The organism is Streptomyces sp. NPDC059567 (assembly GCF_042735655.1).
Classification (GTDB): Bacteria; Actinomycetota; Actinomycetes; order Streptomycetales; family Streptomycetaceae; genus Streptomyces.
The window spans coordinates 20,885-41,542 of sequence record NZ_JBHWBS010000012.1 but is presented as its reverse complement, the minus strand read 5'-3'; the positions used below and the strand labels follow the sequence as shown (position 1 = coordinate 41,542).

Annotated in this window: 23 protein-coding genes; 13 read left to right on the top strand and 10 right to left on the bottom strand. The window is 71.8% G+C overall.

The window, feature by feature from the left end; all coding sequences use genetic code 11:
* Nucleotides 1-140: 140 nt before the first annotated feature.
* From ACFVZW_RS08820 to ACFVZW_RS08800, 5 genes are all read right to left on the bottom strand, one after another.
* Entirely contained in the window at nt 141-806 is a 666-nt protein-coding gene (locus ACFVZW_RS08820; RefSeq protein ID WP_384518949.1) for an RNA polymerase sigma factor, read from the bottom strand.
* A 370-nt stretch (nt 807-1,176) separates the two neighbouring features.
* On the bottom strand, nt 1,177-1,611 hold the full coding sequence (locus tag ACFVZW_RS08815) for a hypothetical protein (RefSeq protein WP_384518778.1): 435 nt from the start codon (nt 1,609-1,611) through the stop codon (nt 1,177-1,179).
* Entirely contained in the window at nt 1,608-2,213 is a 606-nt protein-coding gene (locus tag ACFVZW_RS08810) for an RNA polymerase sigma factor (RefSeq protein ID WP_384518775.1), read from the bottom strand. Before ACFVZW_RS08810 ends, ACFVZW_RS08815 begins: the two co-directional genes overlap by 4 nt.
* Before the next feature lie 90 nt (nt 2,214-2,303).
* Entirely contained in the window at nt 2,304-2,747 is a 444-nt protein-coding gene (locus tag ACFVZW_RS08805; protein ID WP_384518774.1) for a hypothetical protein, read from the bottom strand.
* An 86-nt stretch (nt 2,748-2,833) separates the two neighbouring features.
* On the bottom strand, nt 2,834-3,520 hold the full coding sequence (locus tag ACFVZW_RS08800; RefSeq protein WP_384518771.1) for a maleylpyruvate isomerase N-terminal domain-containing protein: 687 nt from the start codon (nt 3,518-3,520) through the stop codon (nt 2,834-2,836).
* Between the two features lie 75 nt (nt 3,521-3,595).
* On the opposite strand from ACFVZW_RS08800, the gene ACFVZW_RS08795 reads away from it, so the two are divergent.
* Nucleotides 3,596-4,330, top strand: a complete 735-nt coding sequence (locus ACFVZW_RS08795) for a Clp protease N-terminal domain-containing protein (protein ID WP_384518768.1) — start codon at nt 3,596-3,598, stop codon at nt 4,328-4,330.
* A gap of 85 nt (nt 4,331-4,415) precedes the next feature.
* On the opposite strand, the gene ACFVZW_RS08790 is transcribed toward ACFVZW_RS08795, so the two are convergent.
* From ACFVZW_RS08790 to ACFVZW_RS08780, 3 genes are all read right to left on the bottom strand, one after another.
* Nucleotides 4,416-4,961: a hypothetical protein gene (locus ACFVZW_RS08790; protein ID WP_384518766.1), complete on the bottom strand. Its 546-nt coding sequence runs from the start codon at nt 4,959-4,961 to the stop codon at nt 4,416-4,418.
* A 59-nt stretch (nt 4,962-5,020) separates the two neighbouring features.
* The gene (locus ACFVZW_RS08785; protein ID WP_384518763.1) at nt 5,021-5,653 is read right to left on the bottom strand and encodes a DUF4328 domain-containing protein; all 633 of its coding nucleotides are present in this window, start codon (nt 5,651-5,653) and stop codon (nt 5,021-5,023) included.
* 94 nt (nt 5,654-5,747) lie between these two features.
* Nucleotides 5,748-7,358 (bottom strand): glycoside hydrolase family 20 protein, encoded by a 1,611-nt coding sequence (locus ACFVZW_RS08780; protein WP_384518761.1) that lies wholly within the window; start codon nt 7,356-7,358, stop codon nt 5,748-5,750.
* A gap of 215 nt (nt 7,359-7,573) precedes the next feature.
* Here ACFVZW_RS08780 and ACFVZW_RS08775 point away from each other — a divergent pair, with 215 nt between their 5' ends.
* From ACFVZW_RS08775 to ACFVZW_RS08745, 7 genes are all read left to right on the top strand, one after another.
* Nucleotides 7,574-8,089: a 2-oxo-4-hydroxy-4-carboxy-5-ureidoimidazoline decarboxylase gene (locus ACFVZW_RS08775; RefSeq protein WP_384518947.1), complete on the top strand. Its 516-nt coding sequence runs from the start codon at nt 7,574-7,576 to the stop codon at nt 8,087-8,089.
* 192 nt (nt 8,090-8,281) lie between these two features.
* Complete coding sequence (sdhC, locus tag ACFVZW_RS08770; RefSeq protein WP_123954581.1) at nt 8,282-8,662, top strand: succinate dehydrogenase, cytochrome b556 subunit; 381 nt, start codon at nt 8,282-8,284, stop codon at nt 8,660-8,662.
* A gap of 8 nt (nt 8,663-8,670) precedes the next feature.
* On the top strand, nt 8,671-9,147 hold the full coding sequence (locus ACFVZW_RS08765; RefSeq protein WP_329116889.1) for a succinate dehydrogenase hydrophobic membrane anchor subunit: 477 nt from the start codon (nt 8,671-8,673) through the stop codon (nt 9,145-9,147).
* A gap of 25 nt (nt 9,148-9,172) precedes the next feature.
* Nucleotides 9,173-10,927, top strand: a complete 1,755-nt coding sequence (sdhA, locus tag ACFVZW_RS08760) for a succinate dehydrogenase flavoprotein subunit (RefSeq protein ID WP_384518757.1) — start codon at nt 9,173-9,175, stop codon at nt 10,925-10,927.
* A complete protein-coding gene (locus tag ACFVZW_RS08755; RefSeq protein WP_329116894.1) occupies nt 10,927-11,685 on the top strand; it encodes a succinate dehydrogenase iron-sulfur subunit in 759 nt (252 codons plus the stop codon). The genes sdhA and ACFVZW_RS08755 overlap by 1 nt, the downstream gene beginning before the upstream one ends.
* Before the next feature lie 96 nt (nt 11,686-11,781).
* Complete coding sequence (locus tag ACFVZW_RS08750) at nt 11,782-12,303, top strand: hypothetical protein (RefSeq protein ID WP_384518754.1); 522 nt, start codon at nt 11,782-11,784, stop codon at nt 12,301-12,303.
* A gap of 133 nt (nt 12,304-12,436) precedes the next feature.
* Entirely contained in the window at nt 12,437-13,567 is a 1,131-nt protein-coding gene (locus tag ACFVZW_RS08745; RefSeq protein ID WP_384518751.1) for a serine hydrolase domain-containing protein, read from the top strand.
* Here ACFVZW_RS08745 and ACFVZW_RS08740 read toward each other — a convergent pair.
* Nucleotides 13,509-14,057 carry a MarR family winged helix-turn-helix transcriptional regulator gene (locus ACFVZW_RS08740; RefSeq protein WP_384518748.1) on the bottom strand — a complete coding sequence of 183 codons (549 nt, stop codon included), beginning with the start codon at nt 14,055-14,057 and terminating at the stop codon, nt 13,509-13,511. The two genes, ACFVZW_RS08745 and ACFVZW_RS08740, sit on opposite strands and share 59 nt — an antisense overlap.
* 86 nt (nt 14,058-14,143) lie before the next feature.
* On the opposite strand from ACFVZW_RS08740, the gene ACFVZW_RS08735 reads away from it, so the two are divergent.
* Nucleotides 14,144-15,376, top strand: coding sequence for an MFS transporter (locus ACFVZW_RS08735; protein WP_384518746.1), 1,233 nt, complete (start codon nt 14,144-14,146; stop codon nt 15,374-15,376).
* Nucleotides 15,377-15,454: 78 nt separating this feature from the next.
* Entirely contained in the window at nt 15,455-17,971 is a 2,517-nt protein-coding gene (locus ACFVZW_RS08730; RefSeq protein WP_384518743.1) for a DUF4132 domain-containing protein, read from the top strand.
* Here ACFVZW_RS08730 and ACFVZW_RS08725 read toward each other — a convergent pair.
* Nucleotides 17,943-18,728 (bottom strand): alpha/beta fold hydrolase, encoded by a 786-nt coding sequence (locus ACFVZW_RS08725; protein ID WP_384518944.1) that lies wholly within the window; start codon nt 18,726-18,728, stop codon nt 17,943-17,945. The two genes, ACFVZW_RS08730 and ACFVZW_RS08725, sit on opposite strands and share 29 nt — an antisense overlap.
* Before the next feature lie 135 nt (nt 18,729-18,863).
* On the opposite strand from ACFVZW_RS08725, the gene ACFVZW_RS08720 reads away from it, so the two are divergent.
* Genes ACFVZW_RS08720 through ACFVZW_RS08710 form a run of 3 tightly spaced genes read left to right on the top strand, consistent with a single transcriptional unit; the run spans nt 18,864 to nt 20,537 of the window.
* On the top strand, nt 18,864-19,295 hold the full coding sequence (locus ACFVZW_RS08720; RefSeq protein ID WP_384518740.1) for a hypothetical protein: 432 nt from the start codon (nt 18,864-18,866) through the stop codon (nt 19,293-19,295).
* Nucleotides 19,296-19,305: 10 nt separating this feature from the next.
* Nucleotides 19,306-19,722: a thiol-disulfide oxidoreductase DCC family protein gene (locus tag ACFVZW_RS08715; protein WP_384518737.1), complete on the top strand. Its 417-nt coding sequence runs from the start codon at nt 19,306-19,308 to the stop codon at nt 19,720-19,722.
* An 11-nt stretch (nt 19,723-19,733) separates the two neighbouring features.
* Entirely contained in the window at nt 19,734-20,537 is an 804-nt protein-coding gene (locus ACFVZW_RS08710) for a TetR/AcrR family transcriptional regulator (protein ID WP_384518734.1), read from the top strand.
* Nucleotides 20,538-20,658 lie beyond the last annotated feature (121 nt).

Genomic DNA, 20,658 nt, shown 5'->3' with positions numbered 1-20,658 from the left:
CGCCCCGGGGCCGGCGCTCCCCCCGCGCGCCCCCCCCCCCCCCTCCCCCCGCTGGCTCTCGCCGCCGCGCCCCCGCGCCGCGCCGCCCACCCCCCCCCCCCCCCCCTCCTGGTCGAGCCACTGGTACCGCTCGTCGGCCATCACATGTCCTTCTGCGTCCGCGCACGCGATTGCGTCACACCACCGGGGGCGGACGCCCCCGGTCTGCGGCCGCGTTGCGGCGGTACGCCCCCGAGCGGGGTTCCGCTGCCGTCGCCCTCGGCGTGGAGGAGTTCGGCGAGGCGCTTGAGGCCTCGGTGCGCGGCGGTGCGTACCGCGCCGGGGCGCTTCCCCAGGGTGTCGGCGGCGCTCTTGGCGTCCAGGCCGACGACGACCCGCAGGACGACGGCCTCGGCCTGGTCCTGCGGCAATTGGGCGATCAGATTCATGGTGTGGCCGGTGGCCAGTGCTTCCAGGGCCTCGTCCGCGGTGTCGGAGTCGGCGGGCTTGTCGGTGAGTTCGGTCTCGTCTCCGGCCGCGGCGGGGCGTCTGCCCCGCATCCGGATGTGGTCCAGCGCGCGGTTGCGGGCGATACGGGCCGCCCAGCCCCTGAACCGGTCCGCGTCGCCGCTGAAACGGTCGAGGTCGCGCGCGATCTGGAGCCAGGACTCCGAGGCGACGTCCTCGGTGTCGGCGTCACCGACGAGCGTGCGTATGTAGCCCAGCAGCCGGGGATGCACGGCGCGGTACACAGTACGGAAGGCGTCCTCGTCCCCGTTCTGCGCAGCGAGCACCGCGGCCGTCAGCTCCGCGTCGTCCCCCAGCAATCCCCACAACCTGTTCGTCATCGCGGCTGGTCGTCACCGCCGCGCCAGCCGGCGCGCATCAGCACGCTACGTCCTTCCCCGTCGCCGCGTCCATGTTCGTCCGGTCTTTGTACAACCTGCAACCTTCTAGGGGTGTCGGACGGTGTGACAGAAAACGCATCCATGGCGCTGTAGGGAGTACGGGGCCGTGCTGCGGCTCCGGCGGACGGCGACCGGGGCCTCTCCTGTGGGGGGTGGCGGCCCCGGTCGTCCTCCTTTTCGCCCCTTCTTCAGGGCTTTTGACCCTTCGCCTGCGGGCGGCTCGCCTCGCCGAGCACCTTGGCCGTGTCCTTGTTCTTGACCACGCCCCCGCTCTTGTCCTTGTCGTTCTTCATGCCCTTGTTCCCGACCGTGCCCTTGGACATGCCCGGCTCCGGTCCGCGCCGCCTTCCCGGGGCCTGTTCGGCACGGTGGGGACGGCCGACGCGCTGCGGCTCGCCTCGGGCGCCTCGGAGTTCTCCGGGGCGGGCGCGGGGGCCGGCGGGGCGGGGTCGAGGGTTCCGGAGGCGGCCACGGCGACACCGCCGAGCAGCACCGTCGCGGTGAGCCCGAACGCGGTGGCGCGCAGGGAGCCGCGCCACCGTCCGCGTACCGGCACCGGTCGCCAGTCGTCCCGCCGTCTGGTGCGGCGCGCCGTGTGGCCCTCGGTGTCCCGCGCCGCGCGGAAGGCCTCGCGCGCCCGGGTCTCGCCCGCGTCGGCACCGGCCTGTTCGCCCCGCAGCGCCGCGCTCAGCGCGGCGGCGAGCGGGTCCGGTTCGCGTGTCATGTCCCATCCTTCCGCCGTCGCGGCGACTCCGCGGCGGCGAGCAGTCCCGCCAGTCTCCTCAGACCCCGGTGGCCCGCGGTGCGGACCGCCCCGGGGCGTTTGCCCAGGACGCGGGCGGTCGCCGGGCCGTCCAGACCGACGACGACCCTGAGCAGCACGGCCTCGGCCTGGTCGCGCGGCAGACTGCGGACCAGGGCGAGCGCCTCCTCCGTCGACAGTCTCTCCAGGGCGGCGGCCGCCGTGTCGTGGCCGCCGGGCAGTTCCAGTACGTCCTGCTCGAGTAAGGAGGTGCGGGGCCGCCGGCGCTGCCGGCGCAGATGGTCGAGCGCCCGGTTGCGGGCGATCGCCGCGGTCCAGCCGCGGAATCCGGCCCCGTCGCCGCGGAACCGTCCGAGGTCCCGGGCGATCTCCAGCCAGGCCTCCGACGCGACGTCCTCGGCGTCCTCGCCGACCAGACCCCGTACATAGCCGAGCAGTCCGGGGTGCACCAGACGGTAGGCCTCGGCGAAGGCGTCTTCGTCCCCGCGCTGCGCGCGCTCGACAAGGATCCCCAGTTCCGCGTCGTCCGCGCCCACGCCGTCCTCTTCGTGCCGACTCGGCACGGGCACACCGTGCCCATGCCCCCCACGAGGCAGGGCGCGACGCGCCGTCCCCCTCCCTTCAGCGCGCGGGGCCCCGGAAACGTCACTGGTTCACAGGCAGCGCACAGGCGTCCTCGCCCGCCCGTGCAGCAGCAGATAGAAGCGCTGTACGGATTCCTCCGGACCTGTCTCGAATCGGTTCACGACCTTGCCCAGCGGGTTCCAGACGCGCCCGTCGGGCATCCGTATCCCGACGGGCTGCCGGAAGAACTCCCGCTGCCCTTCGTCGAAGTCCACCCACCGCGCACCCGCCCGGCGCACGATCACCTCGCCGGTGTACGCGCCGAGGTCCTGGAGGGTGCGGTCGACGCGGTCGCGGTCGGGCCGGTCGCGGCGCAGCCCGTCGACGATCAGGTCGACCAGGCGGAGGCTGGCGACGGAGTAGTCGAGCGGCAGCCGGCTCCCGGCCGTGAGCCGCTCGACGACGTGGGTCACGTAGGCGCGCATTCCGTCGGCGGGCGGCATGGCCGGCGCGGGCTCGGATTCCCGGTACATGCCCAACCAAGCGACCTGAGGGGCGCAAGTGTCACAGGGACGGAGGTGGCGCTGGTCACACTGCCCGGTCAGGGGCTGCCCCGCGGTCACACCGCCGGGTCATGCACCGCCTCCGGCCCCCTCGGCGCGGCGAACCAGCGCCAGGAGGTACGCCGCTCCCGCCCGGGGAGTTCACCCCTGCCGGTGACCCACAGCAGGGTCGGCCAGCGGTCCGTGTCCGTAGGGGCGTCGGGGAAGAGCCGGGTGAGGACCTGGCCGCAGAGACCCGTCGGCGGGTGGAACGGGACGCCGAGACCGGTGGCGATGTCATGGGTGTGGACGAGTGTCTCGACGATTCCCATGGCCGCGAAGCCCTCGGCGTCGGAGCGGCCGAAGACGTGGTGCGCGCGCCGGTCCGCGGGGACGGTGCGGACCACGGCGGTCAGCATCGCGCCGCAGGACTCCAGAACCTGGAGCAGCCCGGCCGTCCCGGCCTCGGGATTCGCGTACGTGACGTTGGCGGGGCCGCCCTCACGACGCCGCTCCCAACGGAAGGGCACCTCGGTGTCGAGCGCCGGTGCGTCGAGGCCGAGCTGGGCCGCGTAGGCGAAGAGGTCGTCGGCGAGGTGCTCGACGGTCTCCCAGCAGCTCCAGGTCAGAGCGCCGGCGGGGCGCTGCCAGTCGGCGGCGGTGGTCGCGGCCGCGGCGCCGCGCAGGGTGGTGAGGGAGAGGCGGACGGCGTGCTCAAGGTCGTCGGCGGTGATGCCGGGTGCGGTGGGATCCGTCGTCGTCATGGCGATCATCATGACGCCCGTCGAACTGTCAACCGATGGTTGACAGCCCTGGAGTGTCAACCTAGGGTTGCCTCCATGACGAAACCAGTCGGCATGACCATTCCCGTCCGGCTCGACGACCTCATCGAAGCGATCAAGAAGACCGACACCGACGCGCTCGACCAGCTGTCGAACGCGGTGATCGCCGCGGACCACCTCGGCGACATCGCCGACCATCTGATCGGCCACTTCGTCGACCAGGCACGGCGCTCCGGCGCCTCCTGGACCGACATCGGCAGGAGCATGGGCGTCACCCGCCAGGCGGCCCAGAAACGATTCGTCCCCAAGGACCCGGACGCGGAGAAGATGGACTCGAACGCGGGGTTCAGCCGCTTCACCCCGCGGGCCAGGAACGTGGTGGTGGCCTCCCAGAACGAGGCCACGGCCGCGGGCAACGCCGAGATCGGCACCGGGCACGTGGCCCTCGGCCTGCTCGCCGAGCCCGAGGGCATCGCGATGCACTGGATGACCGCGCAGGGCGTGACAGCGGAGGCGCTGCGCGAGGCGGTCACCCGGACGCTGCCCGAGGCGGTCGCCGAGGTGCCCGCGCTCGTCCCGTACGACGCGGCGGCGAAGAAGGTCCTCGAACTGACCTTCCGCGAGGCGCTCCGGCTCGGCCACGACTACGTCGGCACGGAGCACATCCTGCTGGCGCTGCTGGAGTTCGAGGACGGCGACGGCGTCCTGACCGGCCTCGGCCTCGACAAGGCGCGGGCGGAGGCGGACATCGCGGCGGCGATCGAACAGCTCGCGGTGAAGCCGACGGAGTGACGACGCAGATGTGACGGCAGCGGCCGGGCACCCAGGCGGGTGCCCGGCCGTGTCCGTTCCACGGGGCCGTCAGGGCGTCGGGCCGTCAGGCCGTACGGGCCCGGCGGGAGACCACCGCGCGGAGCACCCGGCCACCCTCCGTGGAGAGCTCGCGGGCCCGCCGCAGACCGGTCGGCCCGTGCGCGACCGATTCGAGGACGGTCTCCTGCCGGCGCAGCTCGCCCGCGAGGAGCGGGCCGGCGCCGGCGCCGTCCCCGGCCCGGCAGCGCGCGATCGACTCGTCGGTGACCTCCGCCGCGTCGTACCGCCCGTGCAGGGCCAGCGCGGTGACGGAGCATTCGGAGGCCCACTCGCGCAGCGGCGCCTCGGCCCACTCGGCGGGCGCGGCGTCCAGCATCTCCCGTACGAGCCCGGCCGCCGCCTCGTCCCCGGCGTCGCCCAGCTCGACCCGGGCCTTGGCCATCGCCTCGCCCCAGGCTCCGCCGTCGCCGCGCGCGACCGCCGCCCAGACGGGCCGCAGCACCTCCCCGCCCTCGGGGGCGAGCAGCGGCAGACACCGGTCCAGACAAGCGAGCCCGGCGGCCGCCAGACTCCGCTCGTCGGCCCGGTCGATCAGTTCCAGCAGGCTCATGGATGCCTCCCGTTGCGGACGCAGTACTGCCCCTTACTGCGCCGCTTGGCGTGATTACGTCACTGCGCGGCCGGAATCATGCCAGTGGCCTTGCGGTGTTGCATAGAGGTCAAACGCCGGACAAAGAGGATCGCGAGGACGGCGGCGACGATGTCGAGGGCCGCCCACGCCATGAGCAGCCGGGCCCCGGCCGCGAACTCGGCGGCCTGGTCGGCGTCGTCGTACACCGCGCTCGCGAACATCCCGAGGAGCACGGAGAGGATCCAGAGCGTCCACCACCAGTTGAGCAGGGTGAGCCGCTCCTCCTTGCCGTCGCCGTACGGGTCCCGGCGGCTCGCCCGCCACGTGCCGGCCGCGACGGTCCGCGGCCACCAGAAGTTGGCGATCGGCACGAACCAGGCGCCGATGGCCCAGCCGGGGCCGCCCCGGTGGAGGTCGGGAGCGAAGACCCCGGCGTTCCGCCTCACCCGGAAGAACCAGATGATGAAGACGACCTGGGTCGGCAGCGACAGCAGCGCCTGGACCCACGTCGTGGCATCGACGCCCAGGTGAGTGAAGCCCGTCGCGTCCGGACCGTCGGCCATCAGCAGCCACACCCGAAGCGCCGAAAAGATGAGGAACACGTCTGACAGGACCATCGCCGCGAGCAGCGCCACGACGGCGTACGACAGGCCAACGGGATTGCGGAGCATGACGGGCGAACCCCCACGGACAGACGGCACCCCTCCCCGAGGCACCGGAGCGGCCCGGGCGGCCGCCGCGCTGGGGGAGCGTACTCCCGCCTGCTCAGCGCACGTTCGCCGCCAGGGTCCTGAACTGCTCCCAGCTCATCGTCGGCTTCCGCTCGTCCCACAGCTTCTGCGCCGTCGCCGTCAGCGGCATCCGGATCCCGTCCGCCACCTGCGCCTGCGTCTGCGACTGGGACAGATCGCACCAGACGGCGAACCGCCCGCCCAGGATCTGGGGTCCGTACCGCGCCGGGACGGGGGTCGTGCCGCGCAGCACGAGCGGGGTCCACTGCTCGTAGATGCGGCGGCCGGTGGGGTACGTGAACTGGTTCGGCTCGCCGAGGACGTAGTACAGGAACTCGTCGTTGAGGTTCACGACCTTGCGGCCCTCGGCCAGATACTCCGTGGGCGGCCGGGCGCCGATCTCCTTGCCGGTCCAGTACTCGACCTCGATGTCCTTGTCGGCGGTGACGACCCCGCCCCGGAAGAAGCCGTCGTTCCAGGCCTTCGCCACCTTGTCCTCGCCCCGCACCACGGCCGCGCGGTCGTTCAGCCAGCCCTCCGCCAGGTCCTGCACCCGCGCCTGGGGCCCGTACTTCTCGCGCGCCGCCGTGGCCAGCTGTGGATAGGAGGTCTCCGGGGAGCGGACGGTCAGCGCCTGGTACTCGTCGGCGCCGACGTGGAACCAGCCGCCGGGGAAGAGTCCGGCGTACTCGCGCAGCAGCTCGTCGATGAGCTTCGCCGAGGCGGGCTTGGAGATGTCGATGGCGCCCTGGCGCGGCACGCCCTGGACGTTGAGCAGCCGCAGGTCCGGGTGGGCGCGCAGGACGGCGCCGAGGTGTCCGGGCGAGTCGATCTCGGGCACGACGGTGATGTGCAGGGTCTGCGCGAGGGCGAGGATCCGCCGCACCTCGGCCTTGGTGAGGTGCTGGGCCGAGACGATCTCGGGGTGGGTGTCGGACTCGATGCGGAAGCCCTGGTCGTCGGAGAAGTGCAGACCGAACTGGTTGAGCTTGAGGTCGGCCATCTCCCGGAGCCGGGCCTCGATCCACTCCGCGGTGAAGAACTTGCGGGCGATGTCGAGGTTCAGCCCGCGCTGGGGCTTGGCGGGCGCGTCGGTGACGGTGCCCTCGGGCATCGCGCCCGAGCCGTTCACCGACTGCTTGAGGGTGCGGGTGCCGTAGAAGACCCCCGCTTGGTCGGGGCCGGTGATCCGGACCCGGTCGTCGCGGGTGGTGAGCGTGTACGACTCGGGGGCGCCCTTCCCGCCGAGCGCCAGCTCGACATCGCCCGCGCGGGCGGCGACGGCACCCCGGTACGCGATCTTCAGCTCCCCCGCGAGCAGCCGGGCCTCGTCGGCCAGCCCCTCGCTGCCGCGCGCGATGACGACACCGGCCTCGGGCGCGGGGCGCCAGCCGGGGCCGCGGGCCGCCTCGTGGGCGCGGACGGCCGGGACGGTGAGCGGGGCGGTGGAGAGCGGGTACGTCCGCGTGGGCGTCGGGCTCGGCTCCGGCGCCGCGCTGGTCACGGACGACGGCGTTCCGGCTGCGGACGTGGGTCCGCCGGGGCCGGAGGAAGAGCCGTCGGAGCAGGCCGTCACGGTGGCCAGTGCCACCGCGGCCGCGAGGAGGGTCGGGCCCACACGGGGCCCTCGTATGGCGTACCGCATCACTGGGAATCCTCCCTCAGGGAGCGAGGTAGGGCCATTCGGGGGCGTGCGGCGACGCCGAAACGTCACGCGTACATTCCGAAACTCTCCCTTCCGGGTGAAATTCGCGCATCCGTCGGACAGTTCCCCGTGCTCATCGATAACGTTGCGTCACACCCACCCCACCTTTCCCGGAGTCCACGCTGACCAGCGACACCCGTGCCTCTTCCCGGAACCTGGGCTCCGCCGCCACTCCCGCGATACCTGCCCAGCACGGCAGTCCCCGGCACGTCGCCGGCCTCAGGCGCTTCAACGTGGCCCCGGCCCCGCTCGCCCAGGAGCTGCTCCTCTCCTGCTGCCACAGCCGTCGCTGGGCCGAACGGGTGACCGCGCACCGGCCGTACCCCACGCTCGACGCACTGCTCGCCGCCGCCGACGAGGCCGGTTACGACCTGTCCGCCGCCGACCTCGACGAGGCGCTGGCCGCCGAGTCCTCCGCCGCGCCGCACCCCGACGCGCCGCCCGCGGCGCACACCGCCCTGCGGGCCGCCCACGCGGCGTACGAGAGCAGGTTCGGGCACGCCTTCGTGATCAGCCTCGACGGCGTTCGCCCCGGTGAACGCCTCGACCAGGTCCTCGCCGGCATCCGGTCACGGCTCGGCAACGAACCGGAGGAGGAGCGGGTGATCGCCGCCGACGAGCTCCGCCGGCTCGCCCGCGCCCGCCTCACGTTCGGAATCGCCGCCTCGTGATTCCGTCCGGAATGCGGCGATTCCCGCCCAGCCGATAGTCCGTCCGTGCCTCTTTGATCACACCTATGGACCCCGCGCGAGCGAACCGACAAGTCGTCGCTACGATGACCGGGGCCGGTGGACCGTACCCGGCCGGGTCAGACCGACACTGAAGCCGGCCGACCCTGATCCCCGCTCCCGGAGGGTTTTTCCGTGCCGGCTGGAACGCTGTACCGCGGCCGGGAAGGAATGTGGTCCTGGGTGGCTCATCGAGTCACCGGCGTCCTCATCTTCTTCTTCCTGTTCGTACACGTGCTGGACACCGCTCTCGTCCGCGTCTCCCCCGAGGCGTACGACGACGTGGTCGCCACGTACAAGACGCCGATCGTCGCACTCCTCGAGTACGGCCTCGTCGCCGCCATCCTCTTCCACGCGCTCAACGGCCTCCGGGTCATCGCCGTGGACTTCTGGTCCAAGGGCCCGCGCTACCAGAAGCAGATGCTCTGGACCGTCGTGGGCATCTGGGTCGTGCTGATGGCGGGCTCCCTGTACCCCGTCCTCGGCCACGCCGCACGTGAACTGTTCGGGAGCTGACGCCAGACATGTCTGCTGACACCACTTCCGCGATCGGCCCCGTCGAGGGCGCGGCCCACTACGACGTGGACAACCCGGCCCCGTACATCGAGGCCCCCCGCAAGCGCACCGGCAAGACGCCGCGGGCGACCCGAGGCAACTTCGAGATGGCCGCGTGGCTCTTCATGCGCCTCTCGGGCATCGTCCTCGTCGTCCTGGTCCTCGGCCACCTGCTGATCCAGCTCTTCCTCGACGGCGGCGTCTCCAAGATCGGCTTCGCCTTCGTGGCCGGCCGTTGGGCGTCCCCGTTCTGGCAGGTCTGGGACCTGCTGATGCTCTGGCTCGCCATGCTGCACGGCGCCAACGGCCTCCGCACGGTCATCAACGACTACGCGGAGCGGGCCAACACGCGCCTGTGGCTCAAGGGCCTGCTGTACACCGCCACGGTGTTCACCATCCTTCTGGGCACGCTGGTGATCTTCACCTTCGACCCGAACATCCGCTAGGCACGGGGCAGAGGTAATCCACGTCATGAAGATCCACAAGTACGACACCGTCATCGTCGGCGCCGGTGGCGCCGGTATGCGCGCCGCCATCGAGGCGACGAAGCGCAGCCGCACCGCCGTGCTGACGAAGCTCTACCCCACCCGCTCCCACACGGGCGCGGCGCAGGGCGGCATGGCCGCCGCGCTCGCCAACGTGGAGGAGGACAACTGGGAGTGGCACACCTTCGACACGGTCAAGGGCGGTGACTACCTGGTCGACCAGGACGCCGCCGAGATCCTGGCGAAGGAGGCCATCGACGCCGTCCTCGACCTGGAGAAGATGGGTCTGCCGTTCAACCGGACCCCGAACGGCACCATCGACCAGCGCCGCTTCGGCGGTCACTCCCGCAACCACGGCGAGGCGCCGGTCCGCCGGTCCTGCTACGCCGCGGACCGCACGGGCCACATGATCCTCCAGACGCTGTACCAGAACTGCGTCAAGGAGGGCGTGGAGTTCTTCAACGAGTTCTACGTCCTGGACCAGCTGATCACCGAGGTCGACGGCGTCAAGAAGTCCGCCGGTGTGGTCGCGTACGAGCTGGCCACCGGCGAGATCCACATCTTCCAGGCCAAGGCCGTGATCTACGCCTCCGGCGGCACGGGCAAGTTCTTCAAGGTGACCTCCAACGCGCACACGCTGACGGGTGACGGCCAGGCGGCCTGCTACCGCCGCGGTCTGCCGCTGGAGGACATGGAGTTCTTCCAGTTCCACCCGACGGGCATCTGGCGCATGGGCATCCTGCTGACGGAGGGCGCCCGCGGTGAGGGCGGCATCCTCCGCAACAAGGACGGCGAGCGCTTCATGGAGAAGTACGCGCCGGTCATGAAGGACCTCGCGTCCCGTGACGTCGTCTCGCGCTCCATCTACACGGAGATCCGCGAGGGCCGCGGCTGCGGTCCCGAGGGCGACCACGTCTACCTCGACCTGACGCACCTTCCGCCGGAGCAGCTCGACGCCAAGCTGCCGGACATCACCGAGTTCGCCCGTACGTACCTCGGCATCGAGCCGTACACGGACCCGATCCCGATCCAGCCCACCGCGCACTACGCCATGGGCGGCATCCCGACCAACGTCGAGGGTGAGGTCCTGGCGGACAACACCACCGTCGTCCCGGGCCTGTACGCGGCCGGCGAGGTCGCCTGCGTCTCCGTACACGGCGCCAACCGTCTGGGCACCAACTCGCTGCTCGACATCAACGTCTTCGGCAAGCGGTCCGGCATCGCCGCCGCCGAGTACTCCGCCAAGCACGACTTCGTCGAGCTTCCGGAGGACCCGGAGTCGCTGGTCGTCGCGCAGATCGAGAAGCTGCGCAACTCCACGGGCAACGAGCGGGTGGCCGACATCCGCCGTGAGCTCCAGGAGACGATGGACGCCAACGTGATGGTGTTCCGCACCGAGCAGACGATCAAGACGGCCGTCGAGAAGATCGCCGAGCTGCGCGAGCGCTACGAGAACGTGTCCATCCAGGACAAGGGCAAGCGCTTCAACACGGACCTGCTGGAGGCCATCGAGCTGGGCAACCTGCTCGAACTGGCCGAGGTCATGGCCGTCTCGGCCCTGGCGCGCAAGGAGTCCCGCGGCGGTCACTACCGCGAGGACTACCCGAACCGCGACGACGTCAACTTCATGCGCCACACCATGGCGTACCGCGAGGTCGGCGAGGACGGCTCCGAGACCGTCCGTCTCGACTACAAGCCGGTCGTCCAGACCCGCTACCAGCCGATGGAGCGTAAGTACTGATGGCTACCCCCGTACTGGACAAGGTCGAGGCGGAGTCCGCCGCCTCCCCGTACATCACGATCACGATGCGCATCCGCCGCTTCAACCCCGAGGTGTCGGACGCGTCGGTCTGGGAGGACTTCCAGATCGAGATCGACCCGAAGGAGCGTGTGCTCGACGCCCTCCACAAGATCAAGTGGGACGTCGACGGCACGCTGACCTTCCGCCGCTCGTGCGCGCACGGCATCTGCGGCTCGGACGCGATGCGGATCAACGGCAAGAACAGGCTCGCCTGCAAGACGCTGATCAAGGACATCAACCCCGAGAAGCCGATCACCGTCGAGGCCATCAAGGGCCTCACGGTGATGAAGGACCTCGTGGTCGACATGGAGCCCTTCTTCCAGGCGTACCGGGACGTCATGCCGTTCCTGGTCACCAAGGGCAACGAGCCGACGCGCGAGCGTCTGCAGTCGGCCGAGGACCGCGAGCGCTTCGACGACACCACCAAGTGCATCCTGTGCGCCGCGTGCACGTCGTCCTGCCCGGTCTTCTGGAACGACGGCCAGTACTTCGGTCCGGCCGCGATCGTCAACGCGCACCGCTTCATCTTCGACTCGCGTGACGAGGCGGGCGAGCAGCGCCTGGAGATCCTGAACGACAAGGACGGCGTGTGGCGTTGCCGCACGACGTTCAACTGCACGGACGCCTGCCCGCGTGGCATCGAGGTCACGAAGGCGATCCAGGAAGTGAAGCGTGCGCTGATCACGCGTCGCTTCTGACACCTGGTCACTGCGGGGAAGCCCGCTTCTGTACGCTCAGCGTGCAGAGGCGGGCTTTTTCGTCAGCAGGCTTTTCACAACGGAGGACGGGGAGAGATGAGCGAGCCGAACCCCTACAAGGACAGCGGCGAGTACCAGTGGGGTCCCGACCAGCAGGCGGGGGCACCCGGTTACGGGTATCCGCAGCCGGGTGTGCCGGGGCAGCAGTACCAGCCGACGATGCCGGGCGTCCCGGTGCCGCCGCAGCATGCACCGGCGGTGCAGGGCGGTGGCGGCGCGCCGGTGCTGAGTCTCGGGGACATCACCGTCGTCGGGGACCAGATCATCACGCCGGCCGGTGCGATGCCCCTCAAGGGCGCGGTGTGGAACGCGATGGACATGTCGCGGACCGAGGAGAAGATGCCCACGGTCGCGATCGTGCTGGCCGTCATCTTCTTCATCTTCTGCCTGCTGGGCCTGCTGTTCCTGCTGATGAAGGAGAAGACGACCACCGGCTTCATCCAGGTCACGGTGACCAGCGGCGGCCGGCACCACGCCACGATGATCCCCGCCACCGGCCCGGACACCATGCACCGGGTGATGGCGCAGCTCAACTACGCACGCTCGCTGAGCATGTAGGGGTCGGCTCGGGCAGTGGCGCGCCGCTGCCCGGCGTCAGGGGCCGGAGAGGGGAACCCTTCCGGGTCGGGTCGGGGGCCGGCCGGGGTCTTCCCCGATGGGTCGGACGATCATCCGGCGGGATTCTTGATCCATGACGAACTTAACGATCAGCACGTCGGGTTGGGCGATGACGGCGGCGGCCGGGGCCGCCCTCGTCGGCGTCCTCGCGGCGACCGTACCGGCCACTGCGGCGACACCGGGCTCCCGCGCGGGGTCATCGGCGGCGCCCCTGGCCACGATCTCGGCCGCGGTACCGGCCGATGCGCACGGCGCGTCGGACGGGACCGTCGACCGGGCCGCCCTGCGGGCCGCCCTCGCCGGGCTGCCCGACGACCATGTGCGCGGGGCGATGGTCAAGGTCTCCGGGCGGGACGGGCGGTGGACCGGGACCGCGGGCGAGTGGACGGCGCCGGCGGACGCGCCGTTCGCGATCGGCAGCGTCACCAAGCTCTTCACCTCGTCCATAGCGCTCCAACTCGTCGGCGAGGGCCGGCTGTCACTGGACGACACCGTCCAGGAGCTTCTGCCCGGCCTGCTGCCCGCCTCGTACGCGCCCATCACCGTCGGGCAGTTGCTCAGCCACAGCAGCGGTCTGCAGAAGCCGGAGTGCTTCAAGCCCGGGACGCCGGTGGAGATCGTGACCTCCGCGGTGTCCTGCGGCACCCCGACGACTCCGGGCGCGACCGTCCGGTACAACGGCATCAACTACTTCATCGCGGGTCTCGTCGTCGAGAAGGTGACGGGCCGGACGTACGGCGCGGAGCTCCGCGACCGGGTGCTGCGCCCCCTCGGCCTGCGCCACACCTCGCTCCCCGCCGACGACTGGGCCTGGGCCGAGGGCGGCATGGTCTCCACCGCATCCGAGCTCACGCGCTTCATGAACGCCCTAGTGCGAGGCGATCTGCTGGGACCCGCCGAGCGGAAGCTGCTGTTCACGACCCCGCCCATACCCGGCGCGAGCTTCAGCTACGGCGGTCTGACGCGCACCCGGCTGCCCGACGGCGGCCCGCTGGTCTGGGGCAAGACCGGCACCAACCGCGGTTACACGAGCGGGGTGTTCGCGACGCCGGACCTGGACCGAGCGGTGGTGTACTCCACGCTTCCGACCGGCAAGGACGTGGACCAGGAGGTGGCCCGGGTGATCCGGATCGCGCAGGCCGGCTTCAAGGGGTACGAGCAGCGTCGGGAGAGCCGTCCGGCGGAGCCTCTGCCGCGACCATGATCCGGCGGAGCAGGTCGTTGAGGAGGGTGCGTTCGTCCTCGTCGAGGACGCCCAGGAGGCGGTACTCCTCGTGACCGAGGACGTCCATCGCGCCGAGCCAGGTCTCGCGGCCCGAGGCGGTGAGTTCGACGACGACGCGGCGGCGGTCGGTCGTGGACTGGGTGCGGCGGACGAAGCCGCGCTTCTCCAGGGCGTCGAGGCGGCCGGTGACCGAGGCGGGGGCGAGATCGAGGTCCTGGGCCAGTTCGGAGGGCGCGGCGCTGCCTCCGCGGCCTGCGAGCTTGTGGAGGGTGTCGAACTCGTACCGCTCCAGGTCGAAGTCCACGAGGGACTGTTCGCGCACCCGCCGCAGATGGACGGAGAGCTTCTTCATCCGGGTGACCGCGCCCTCGACGACGGGGTCGAGGCCGGGCAGCACCGGCTGCCACTGGGCCACGTGCTCGTCGGTCCAGTCCCGCTGCGTCGGCCCGGAGGGCTCGGTCGGCTCCATGGGTCGATCGTACGTCGACATCGCGAGCCCTTCGACACCGAATATTTCGTTGACGAATCATTCGCCACCGAAATACTCTCGTGGTCATGCCCGCCGCCCCTTCCGACACGGCTCCCATGTCCGCGCCCGCCCCCGTCCCCCACCCGCTGCGCACCCGCTCGTTCCGGCTTCTCTTCACCGGCCGGACCCTGTCCCTCCTCGGCGACGCCGCGATCCCTGCCGCTCTCGCCATCGCCGTCTGGGACGCCACCGGCTCGTCCTCCGCGCTCGCGCTCGTCCTGGCCTGCGCGATGGTCCCCAAGCTGCTCCTGCTGCCGGTGGGCGGAGTCGTCGGCGACCGCTTCAACGCCCGTACGGTCGCCCTGACGACCGATCTCGTCCGCTGCGGGACCCAACTCCTCGTCGGTGCCCAGCTGCTGAGCGGCGCCCCGTCCCTCTGGGTCATCGCCGCCGCCGAGGTCCTCGGCGGCGCGGCCGGCGCGTTCTCGATGCCGACCGGGTCGCCTCTCGTCACGGGGACCGTGGCCCCGGAGGCGCTCCAGCGCGCCAACGCCGCCATGGGGATCGCCCGGAGTGCCACCCGCATCGGGGGGCCGGCCCTCGCGGGCACGTTGATCCTGACGGCGGGTGCCGGGTGGGCGTTCGTCCTGGACGCGGCGACGTTCGCGATCAGCGCGCTGCTGCTCCTCGCCGTACGGGTGGAGCGGGTGCCGATCCCCCGCCGCTCGCTGCGCGCCGACCTCAGGGAGGGCTGGCAGGAGGTCAGGTCCCGTGACTGGTACTGGACCAGCCTCGTCGGCCACGGCGCCTGGAACGGCGCCGCGGCCGTCCTGATGACCCTCGGCCCGTCGATCGCCCTCGGCCAGCTCGGCGGCAAGGGGGTCTGGTGGGCGCTCCTCCAGACCGGCGCGGTGGGCCTGTTGCTCGGCTCGCTGCTCGCCCACCGCGTGCGCCCCCGGCGCCCCGTCCTCACGGCGAACCTCGGCCTCGCCACATACGCCCTGCCGCTGCTCCTGCTCGCCCTGCCCGCCCCCGCGCCGGTGACCATCGCCGCGTACGGGATCGCCCAGGCCGGCCTCGGCTTCCTCTCCCCCGTCTGGGAGACCGCCGTCCAACAGGCCATCCCCGCGCACGCCCTGGCCCGTGTCACTTCCTACGACTGGCTGCTCTCCCTGGCCGCCATGCCGCTCGGTTACGTCCTGGCCCCACTCGCCGCCTCCGCCTGGGGCCCTGAGGTCCCGCTGATCGCCGCCGCGGTGGTGGTCGGTGGCTGCTGCCTGGGGACGGCGCTGGTCCCGGGGGTGCGGAAGTTCGGCTGAGGGGCGGGGCCCGCGGCGCGCCGTCCGGGGCCGTCCCCGCCGTTCCGGGTGTCAGTGGCGCCCCGTACCGTCACGGGCATGGTGGGGACGACGAGTCTGGAAGTCAGGCTGTACGAGGCGGGGGTGCGGCAGCGGACCCAGGGGGGCGCCGCTGTCCAGGAGCTGCTGCAGGGGCTGTCGCCCGACGAGCTGCGCCGGGCCGCCCTGTGGATTCACCGGAACCAGTGCCGGGGCGGTGCGGACCGGGTCACCGACTGGAGCGTGTCCTGGCTGGCCGGGCGGCCGCTCGGGTGGTCGGCGTCCCAGGCGGAGGAGCTGCTGGAACGGCTCGTGGGTGTGATGGCCATGGTCGATCCGATGCAGCTGCTCCAGGAGTACGGTCCGCTGATGCGGCTCCCGTTGGCCGCCGTCGTCGAGGTGGGCGGGTGCGACCGGGCCCTCATGCGGGCCGCCCGCAAGGCCTCCCTGTCGGCCTGGGGCGATCAGGCGGAGGGTTCGGAGAACGCCGCGATACGGGAGGCTCTGGACCGGCTGATCGGCCCCGAGGTGCCCGACGCCACCGGGCTGCCGTCGGCGCTTCTGAACGACGAGGACGCCTATGGGCCGCGGATGCGGGCCGAGCACGAGGAGTTGCTCGCGGCGGCCGGCGTGCGGGCGTTCCTGGAACACTGCGCGGCGCTCAAGACCTCCCGGCCGACACGGAAGTGGCAGAAGGCCGCCGGGGAGCTGCTCATGGAGGTGGAGCGCGGCGACGAGCTGGTGCGGGCGCTGCTCGACGGGGTCGCGGAGCAGGTCGAGCACGCGGTGGTCGCGGCCCATCCCATGGGCGTCCACCGCGAGCCGGGCCTGGTCGGCGAGCGCAACGAGGCGGTCCTGCGCGGGGCTCTGTGGGCGGCGTCCGGCCTGACCGGACCCTGGGTGGTGCCCACCGTCGGAGCCGTGGTGCTGAACGCTGGTACGGGCACGGGCGGTTCGGGCGGGATCTGCCGCAGTGCCAAGCTCGCCTCGGCCGGTGTCGCCGTCCTCGGCGCCTGCGTGGGAGAACGGGCCGCCGACGCCGTCCAGTGGCTCGGACGGCTCAAGGGCAAGGTGCGCAACAGGGCGGTCGCGAAAGCCATCACGAAGGCCCTGGAGACCGTGGCCGCGCGGTCCGGGCTCACGCCCGGGATGCTGCGTGAGCGCGGGGTGCCGGCTCACGGGCTCGACGGCCGGGGGATGCGGGAGGAGGCGCTCGGGGAGTACACGGCGGTGCTCTCCGTGCAGGAGCCCGGCGTGGCCTCGCTGTCGTTCCGTGGCCCCCAGGGCAGGGTGCTGAAGTCGGCGCCGAAGGCGGCCCGGGAGGGGTACGGCGAGCGACTGGCGCCGCTCCGCGCCGCGTTGAAGGAGCTCCGGACCCTGCTGGCCGTGGAGCGGGCCCGGCTGGAGGAGCATCTGGCGGCGGGCACGACCTGGCCGGCGGAGGACTGGGAGCGCTACTACATCGACCACCCCGTGACCGGCTCCGCCGCCCGCGCGCTGCTGTGGGAGGTCTCCCCGGACGCCGACGAGCGATGGACGGCCGGGGTGCCGGAGCGGACCGGCGGCGGCTGGGCGCTGGCCGGTGCGGACGGCACCGCGATCCCTGTCTCCCCCGGGTCCCGGCTGCGGCTGTGGCATCCGGTCCGGACCGAGGCCGAGGAAGTGGCCGAGTGGCGGGCCGAGCTGACGGAGCGGGAGCTGCGCCAACCGTTCAAGCAGGTCTTCCGCGAGGTCTATCCGCTCGCCCCGGCCGAGGTGGCGACCGGTTCCTACTCCAACCGTTTCGCCGGGCACATCCTGCGCTACGGCCAGGCGCGCGCGCTGATGACCGAGCGTGGCTGGACCGGTGACCACCTGGGGTACTTCGGGGACGGCGCCTCCTCCGAGATGGTGCGGGACCTGCCGCGCCCCGGTGACACGCCGGTCGGCGAGGGGGTGTTCTGGCGAGCCCGGTTCTTCGTCGGGCTGGTCGACGCGGGCACCTCCGCCGGCGGGGTCGCCGTGCTCTGCTCCACCGGCCAGGTCCGCTTCGAGCGCCGCGCGGCCTCGGCCGGGGCGCGGGGCGTCTGGGAGCGGGTCTCCTTGGCCGACGTACCGGCGCTCGTGCTGTCGGAGGCGCTGCGGGACGTCGACCTGTTCGTGGGGGTGGCGTCCATCGGCGCGGACCCGGAGTGGCGGGACCGCGGCGAGGAGCGGGCGTACGACGGGTACTGGGAGAGCTGGTCGTTCGGCGAGCTGACCGCTTCGGCCCGGATTCGCCGGGAGACGCTGGCCCGGCTGCTGCCGCGCACCGGGATCGCGGACCGGACGGAGCTGACGGAGCGGTTCCTGCGGGTCCGCGGCGAGCTGCGCGCGTACCGGATCCATCTGGGCTCGGGCCACGTCCTGATGGAGCCGGAGGACGCCCCTCTGTACATCGAGCCGGACCGCTCGCCGCAGGCCCCGGAGAAGGTGTTCCTGCCGTACGAGGAGGACGGCGGGATGCTGTCGGTGATCCTCTCGAGGGCGTTCCTGCTCGCCGCCGACGCGGGGATCACCGACCGCACGGTCACTTCACGGATACGCCGGGGGCTCTGACCTCCGCCAGGAAGTCGGCGAGCAGCGCGCTCGTCTCCTCGGGGCGCTCCAGGGCGGGAAGGTGGGCCGCCCACTCCAGTTCGACGTGACGGGCGCCGGGCAGCAGCGCCGCGAGGCGGGTCGACATCTCCCGGAAGTCGGGCAGGTCGTGGGCCCCGGAGACGACCAGGGACGGCACGTCGATCCCGGTCAGCTCCGCCGACGCCACCCCGGCGTCGACCCGGTCGAACTCCTCGGGGGCGGCGAGCTGTACGTCGAAGGCGCGGCGCTGCATCACCCGTACGCGCTCGCGCGCCTCGTCGTCGGCCTCCGGGCCGAGCCAGGTGTCGACGTTGAGCGCGACCGCGCCGTCCACGTCGCCCGCTTCGAGCAGCTCGTCCTCGCGCCGCCCCCAGGCGCGCAGTTCGTCGCTCGGGTCGAAGTCGGGGATGCCGGAGCAGAGCAGCGCGAGCGCGGAGACACGGCCGGAGTGGCGGACGGCGGTCTCCAGGGCGACCTCGCCGCCGAAGGAGGAGCCGACGAGTGCGGCCCGGTCGACGCCGAGGGCGTCGAGGAGTTCCACGACGTCGTCGCAGTGGGTGAACGAGCGGTCGACCGGGGTCTCGCCGAAGCCGCGGAGGTCGCAGCGCACGACGCGGTGGCCGGCGGCGGCCAGCGCCGCGAACTGCGCGTCCCACATCCTCCGGTCGCAGACGCCGGAGTGGAGCAGGACAACTGTGGAGGGGCCTTCACCGGCCACGTCGTAAGAGAGCATCAGCCGTCACTCTAAGCGTCCGACTCCCCTGCCGCCTAGGGATTTCCCCGCCCTTCCCGACCCCCTGTTGAACATGTTCAAACGAAGGTCTACAGTCATGACCGCCAGCTTTTGAACGCGTTCAAGGGAGCGTGGGGCATGGACCTCACTGTCGTCGCGTACATCGTCTATCTGCTGATCAGCGTGGCTCTGACCATCTGGGTCGCCCGCACCCTCAGCCGCAACGGAAGGATCTTCCTGGCAGACGTCCTGCACGGGAACGAGAAGCTCGCCGAAGCCGTGAACCACCTCCTGGTGGTCGGGTTCTACCTCGTCAACTTCGGCTTCGTCGCGCTCTACCTCAGCCAGGACGATGCCGTGGCCGACGCCCGGTCCCTCTTCGAGGCCCTCTCGGTCAAGCTCGGCGTGGTCCTCCTCGTCCTCGGCGTGATGCACCTCGGCAACGTCTACGTCCTCAACAAGATCCGCCGCCGGGGCGTGATGGAGCGCGAGCAGGTCCCGCCGGTGCCCCCGCAGGGCTGGACCGGCCCCGGCAAGGGCCCCTGGGCCCCGCCCGTCACCGGATCCTGAGGAGAGACGGATGAGCCGGCCGCCCGTCACCCCCGTACAACGCCTCACCGTGCTGTACGACGCCGACTGCTCGCTCTGTGTCCATCTGCGGCACTGGCTGCTGCGGCAGCGGCAGCTCGTCCCGCTCGACCTCGTCCCGGCCGCCTCCCAGGAGGCCAGGCACCGCTTCCCCGGCCTCGACCACGACTCCACCCTGAAGGAGATCACCGTGATCGGGGACCGGGGGCAGATCTACCGCGCCGCCTCCGCCTGGATCGTCTGCCTCTGGGCCCTGGCCGACCACCGGCCCAAGGCCCACTGGCTGGCCACCCCGACCGGGCAGCCCTTCGCCCGGGCGACCGTCCTCGCCGCCGCCAAGTGGCGCGAGGCGATCAAGGGGCCGTCGTGCGAGGACGGGGGCTGCGAAGTCCCCGTCGCGCCCGGCTAGGCTCGGACACTGTGAAGGACGCGAAGGAAGTGCAGCCCGCCGAGCCCGCCGAGCCCGCCGCAGGGGCCAAGGCCCCGGCGAAGGCCGCGAAGAGCGAACAGACCCGCACGCTCATCCTCGAAACCGCGCTCCGGCTCTTCAAGGAGCGCGGTTACGACAAGACGACGATGCGGGCCATCGCCCAGGAGGCCGGGGTCTCCGTCGGCAACGCGTACTACTACTTCGCCTCCAAGGAACACCTCGTCCAGGGCTTCTACGACCGGATCGCCGAGGAGCACCAGGCCGCCGTCGAGGAAATCCTCGACGGCGACGAGAAGGACCTCACGGTCCGCATCCGCGGGGTTCTCCTCGGCTGGCTCGACATCGCCGAGCCGTACCACGAGTTCGCGGCCCAGTTCTTCAAGAACGCCGCCGATCCGGACAGCCCGCTGAGCCCCTTCTCCCCCGAGTCGGAGGGCCCGCGCGAGGCGGCCATCGAGGTGCACCGGAGGGTCATCTCCGGCGCCTCGGTGAAGGTCGACCCCGAACTGGCCGAACCTCTCCCGCAGTTGCTCTGGCTCCAGCAGATGGGCCTGGTGCTGTTCTGGGTGTACGACCGCTCCGAGGGCTGCGCCAACAGCCGCCGTCTGGTCGAGCGGCTCGCACCGGTGACGGCCCGGGCGATCTCGCTCTCCCGCTTCCGGCTGCTGCGCCCCCTGGTCCGCGAGACGCACGACCTGCTCGCCGACTTCATGCCGACGGCGGCTGGCATGGCGGCCTCGGGCAAGCCCAAGCGGGCGGTCCCGAAGGCGAAGACGCCCGAGGAGAAGGACTGACGCACCGCGCACGCCCCCGGCCCCCCGGGGGCCAACAACACAGGGGCCCAGGGGGGGGGGGGGGGGGGACGAAACAACACAAGTAACACAACCCCCCCAAGCCCGGGCCCGCCGGGAAGGT

What these genes read in the sequence shown, in the direction of transcription:
- ACFVZW_RS08815 (WP_384518778.1), bottom strand. Translation starts at nt 1,611, where the DNA reads ATGACACGCGAACCGGACCCGCTCGCCGCCGCGCTGAGCGCGGCGCTG.
- ACFVZW_RS08805 (WP_384518774.1), bottom strand. Translation starts at nt 2,747, where the DNA reads ATGTACCGGGAATCCGAGCCCGCGCCGGCCATGCCGCCCGCCGACGGA.
- ACFVZW_RS08800 (WP_384518771.1), bottom strand. Translation starts at nt 3,520, where the DNA reads ATGACGACGACGGATCCCACCGCACCCGGCATCACCGCCGACGACCTT.
- ACFVZW_RS08795 (WP_384518768.1), top strand. Translation starts at nt 3,596, where the DNA reads ATGACGAAACCAGTCGGCATGACCATTCCCGTCCGGCTCGACGACCTC.
- ACFVZW_RS08790 (WP_384518766.1), bottom strand. Translation starts at nt 4,961, where the DNA reads ATGAGCCTGCTGGAACTGATCGACCGGGCCGACGAGCGGAGTCTGGCG.
- ACFVZW_RS08785 (WP_384518763.1), bottom strand. Translation starts at nt 5,653, where the DNA reads ATGCTCCGCAATCCCGTTGGCCTGTCGTACGCCGTCGTGGCGCTGCTC.
- ACFVZW_RS08780 (WP_384518761.1), bottom strand. Translation starts at nt 7,358, where the DNA reads ATGCGGTACGCCATACGAGGGCCCCGTGTGGGCCCGACCCTCCTCGCG.
- ACFVZW_RS08765 (WP_329116889.1), top strand. Translation starts at nt 8,671, where the DNA reads ATGTCTGCTGACACCACTTCCGCGATCGGCCCCGTCGAGGGCGCGGCC.
- sdhA (WP_384518757.1), top strand. Translation starts at nt 9,173, where the DNA reads ATGAAGATCCACAAGTACGACACCGTCATCGTCGGCGCCGGTGGCGCC.
- ACFVZW_RS08755 (WP_329116894.1), top strand. Translation starts at nt 10,927, where the DNA reads ATGGCTACCCCCGTACTGGACAAGGTCGAGGCGGAGTCCGCCGCCTCC.
- ACFVZW_RS08750 (WP_384518754.1), top strand. Translation starts at nt 11,782, where the DNA reads ATGAGCGAGCCGAACCCCTACAAGGACAGCGGCGAGTACCAGTGGGGT.
- ACFVZW_RS08745 (WP_384518751.1), top strand. Translation starts at nt 12,437, where the DNA reads ATGACGAACTTAACGATCAGCACGTCGGGTTGGGCGATGACGGCGGCG.
- ACFVZW_RS08740 (WP_384518748.1), bottom strand. Translation starts at nt 14,057, where the DNA reads ATGGAGCCGACCGAGCCCTCCGGGCCGACGCAGCGGGACTGGACCGAC.
- ACFVZW_RS08735 (WP_384518746.1), top strand. Translation starts at nt 14,144, where the DNA reads ATGCCCGCCGCCCCTTCCGACACGGCTCCCATGTCCGCGCCCGCCCCC.
- ACFVZW_RS08730 (WP_384518743.1), top strand. Translation starts at nt 15,455, where the DNA reads ATGGTGGGGACGACGAGTCTGGAAGTCAGGCTGTACGAGGCGGGGGTG.
- ACFVZW_RS08720 (WP_384518740.1), top strand. Translation starts at nt 18,864, where the DNA reads ATGGACCTCACTGTCGTCGCGTACATCGTCTATCTGCTGATCAGCGTG.
- ACFVZW_RS08715 (WP_384518737.1), top strand. Translation starts at nt 19,306, where the DNA reads ATGAGCCGGCCGCCCGTCACCCCCGTACAACGCCTCACCGTGCTGTAC.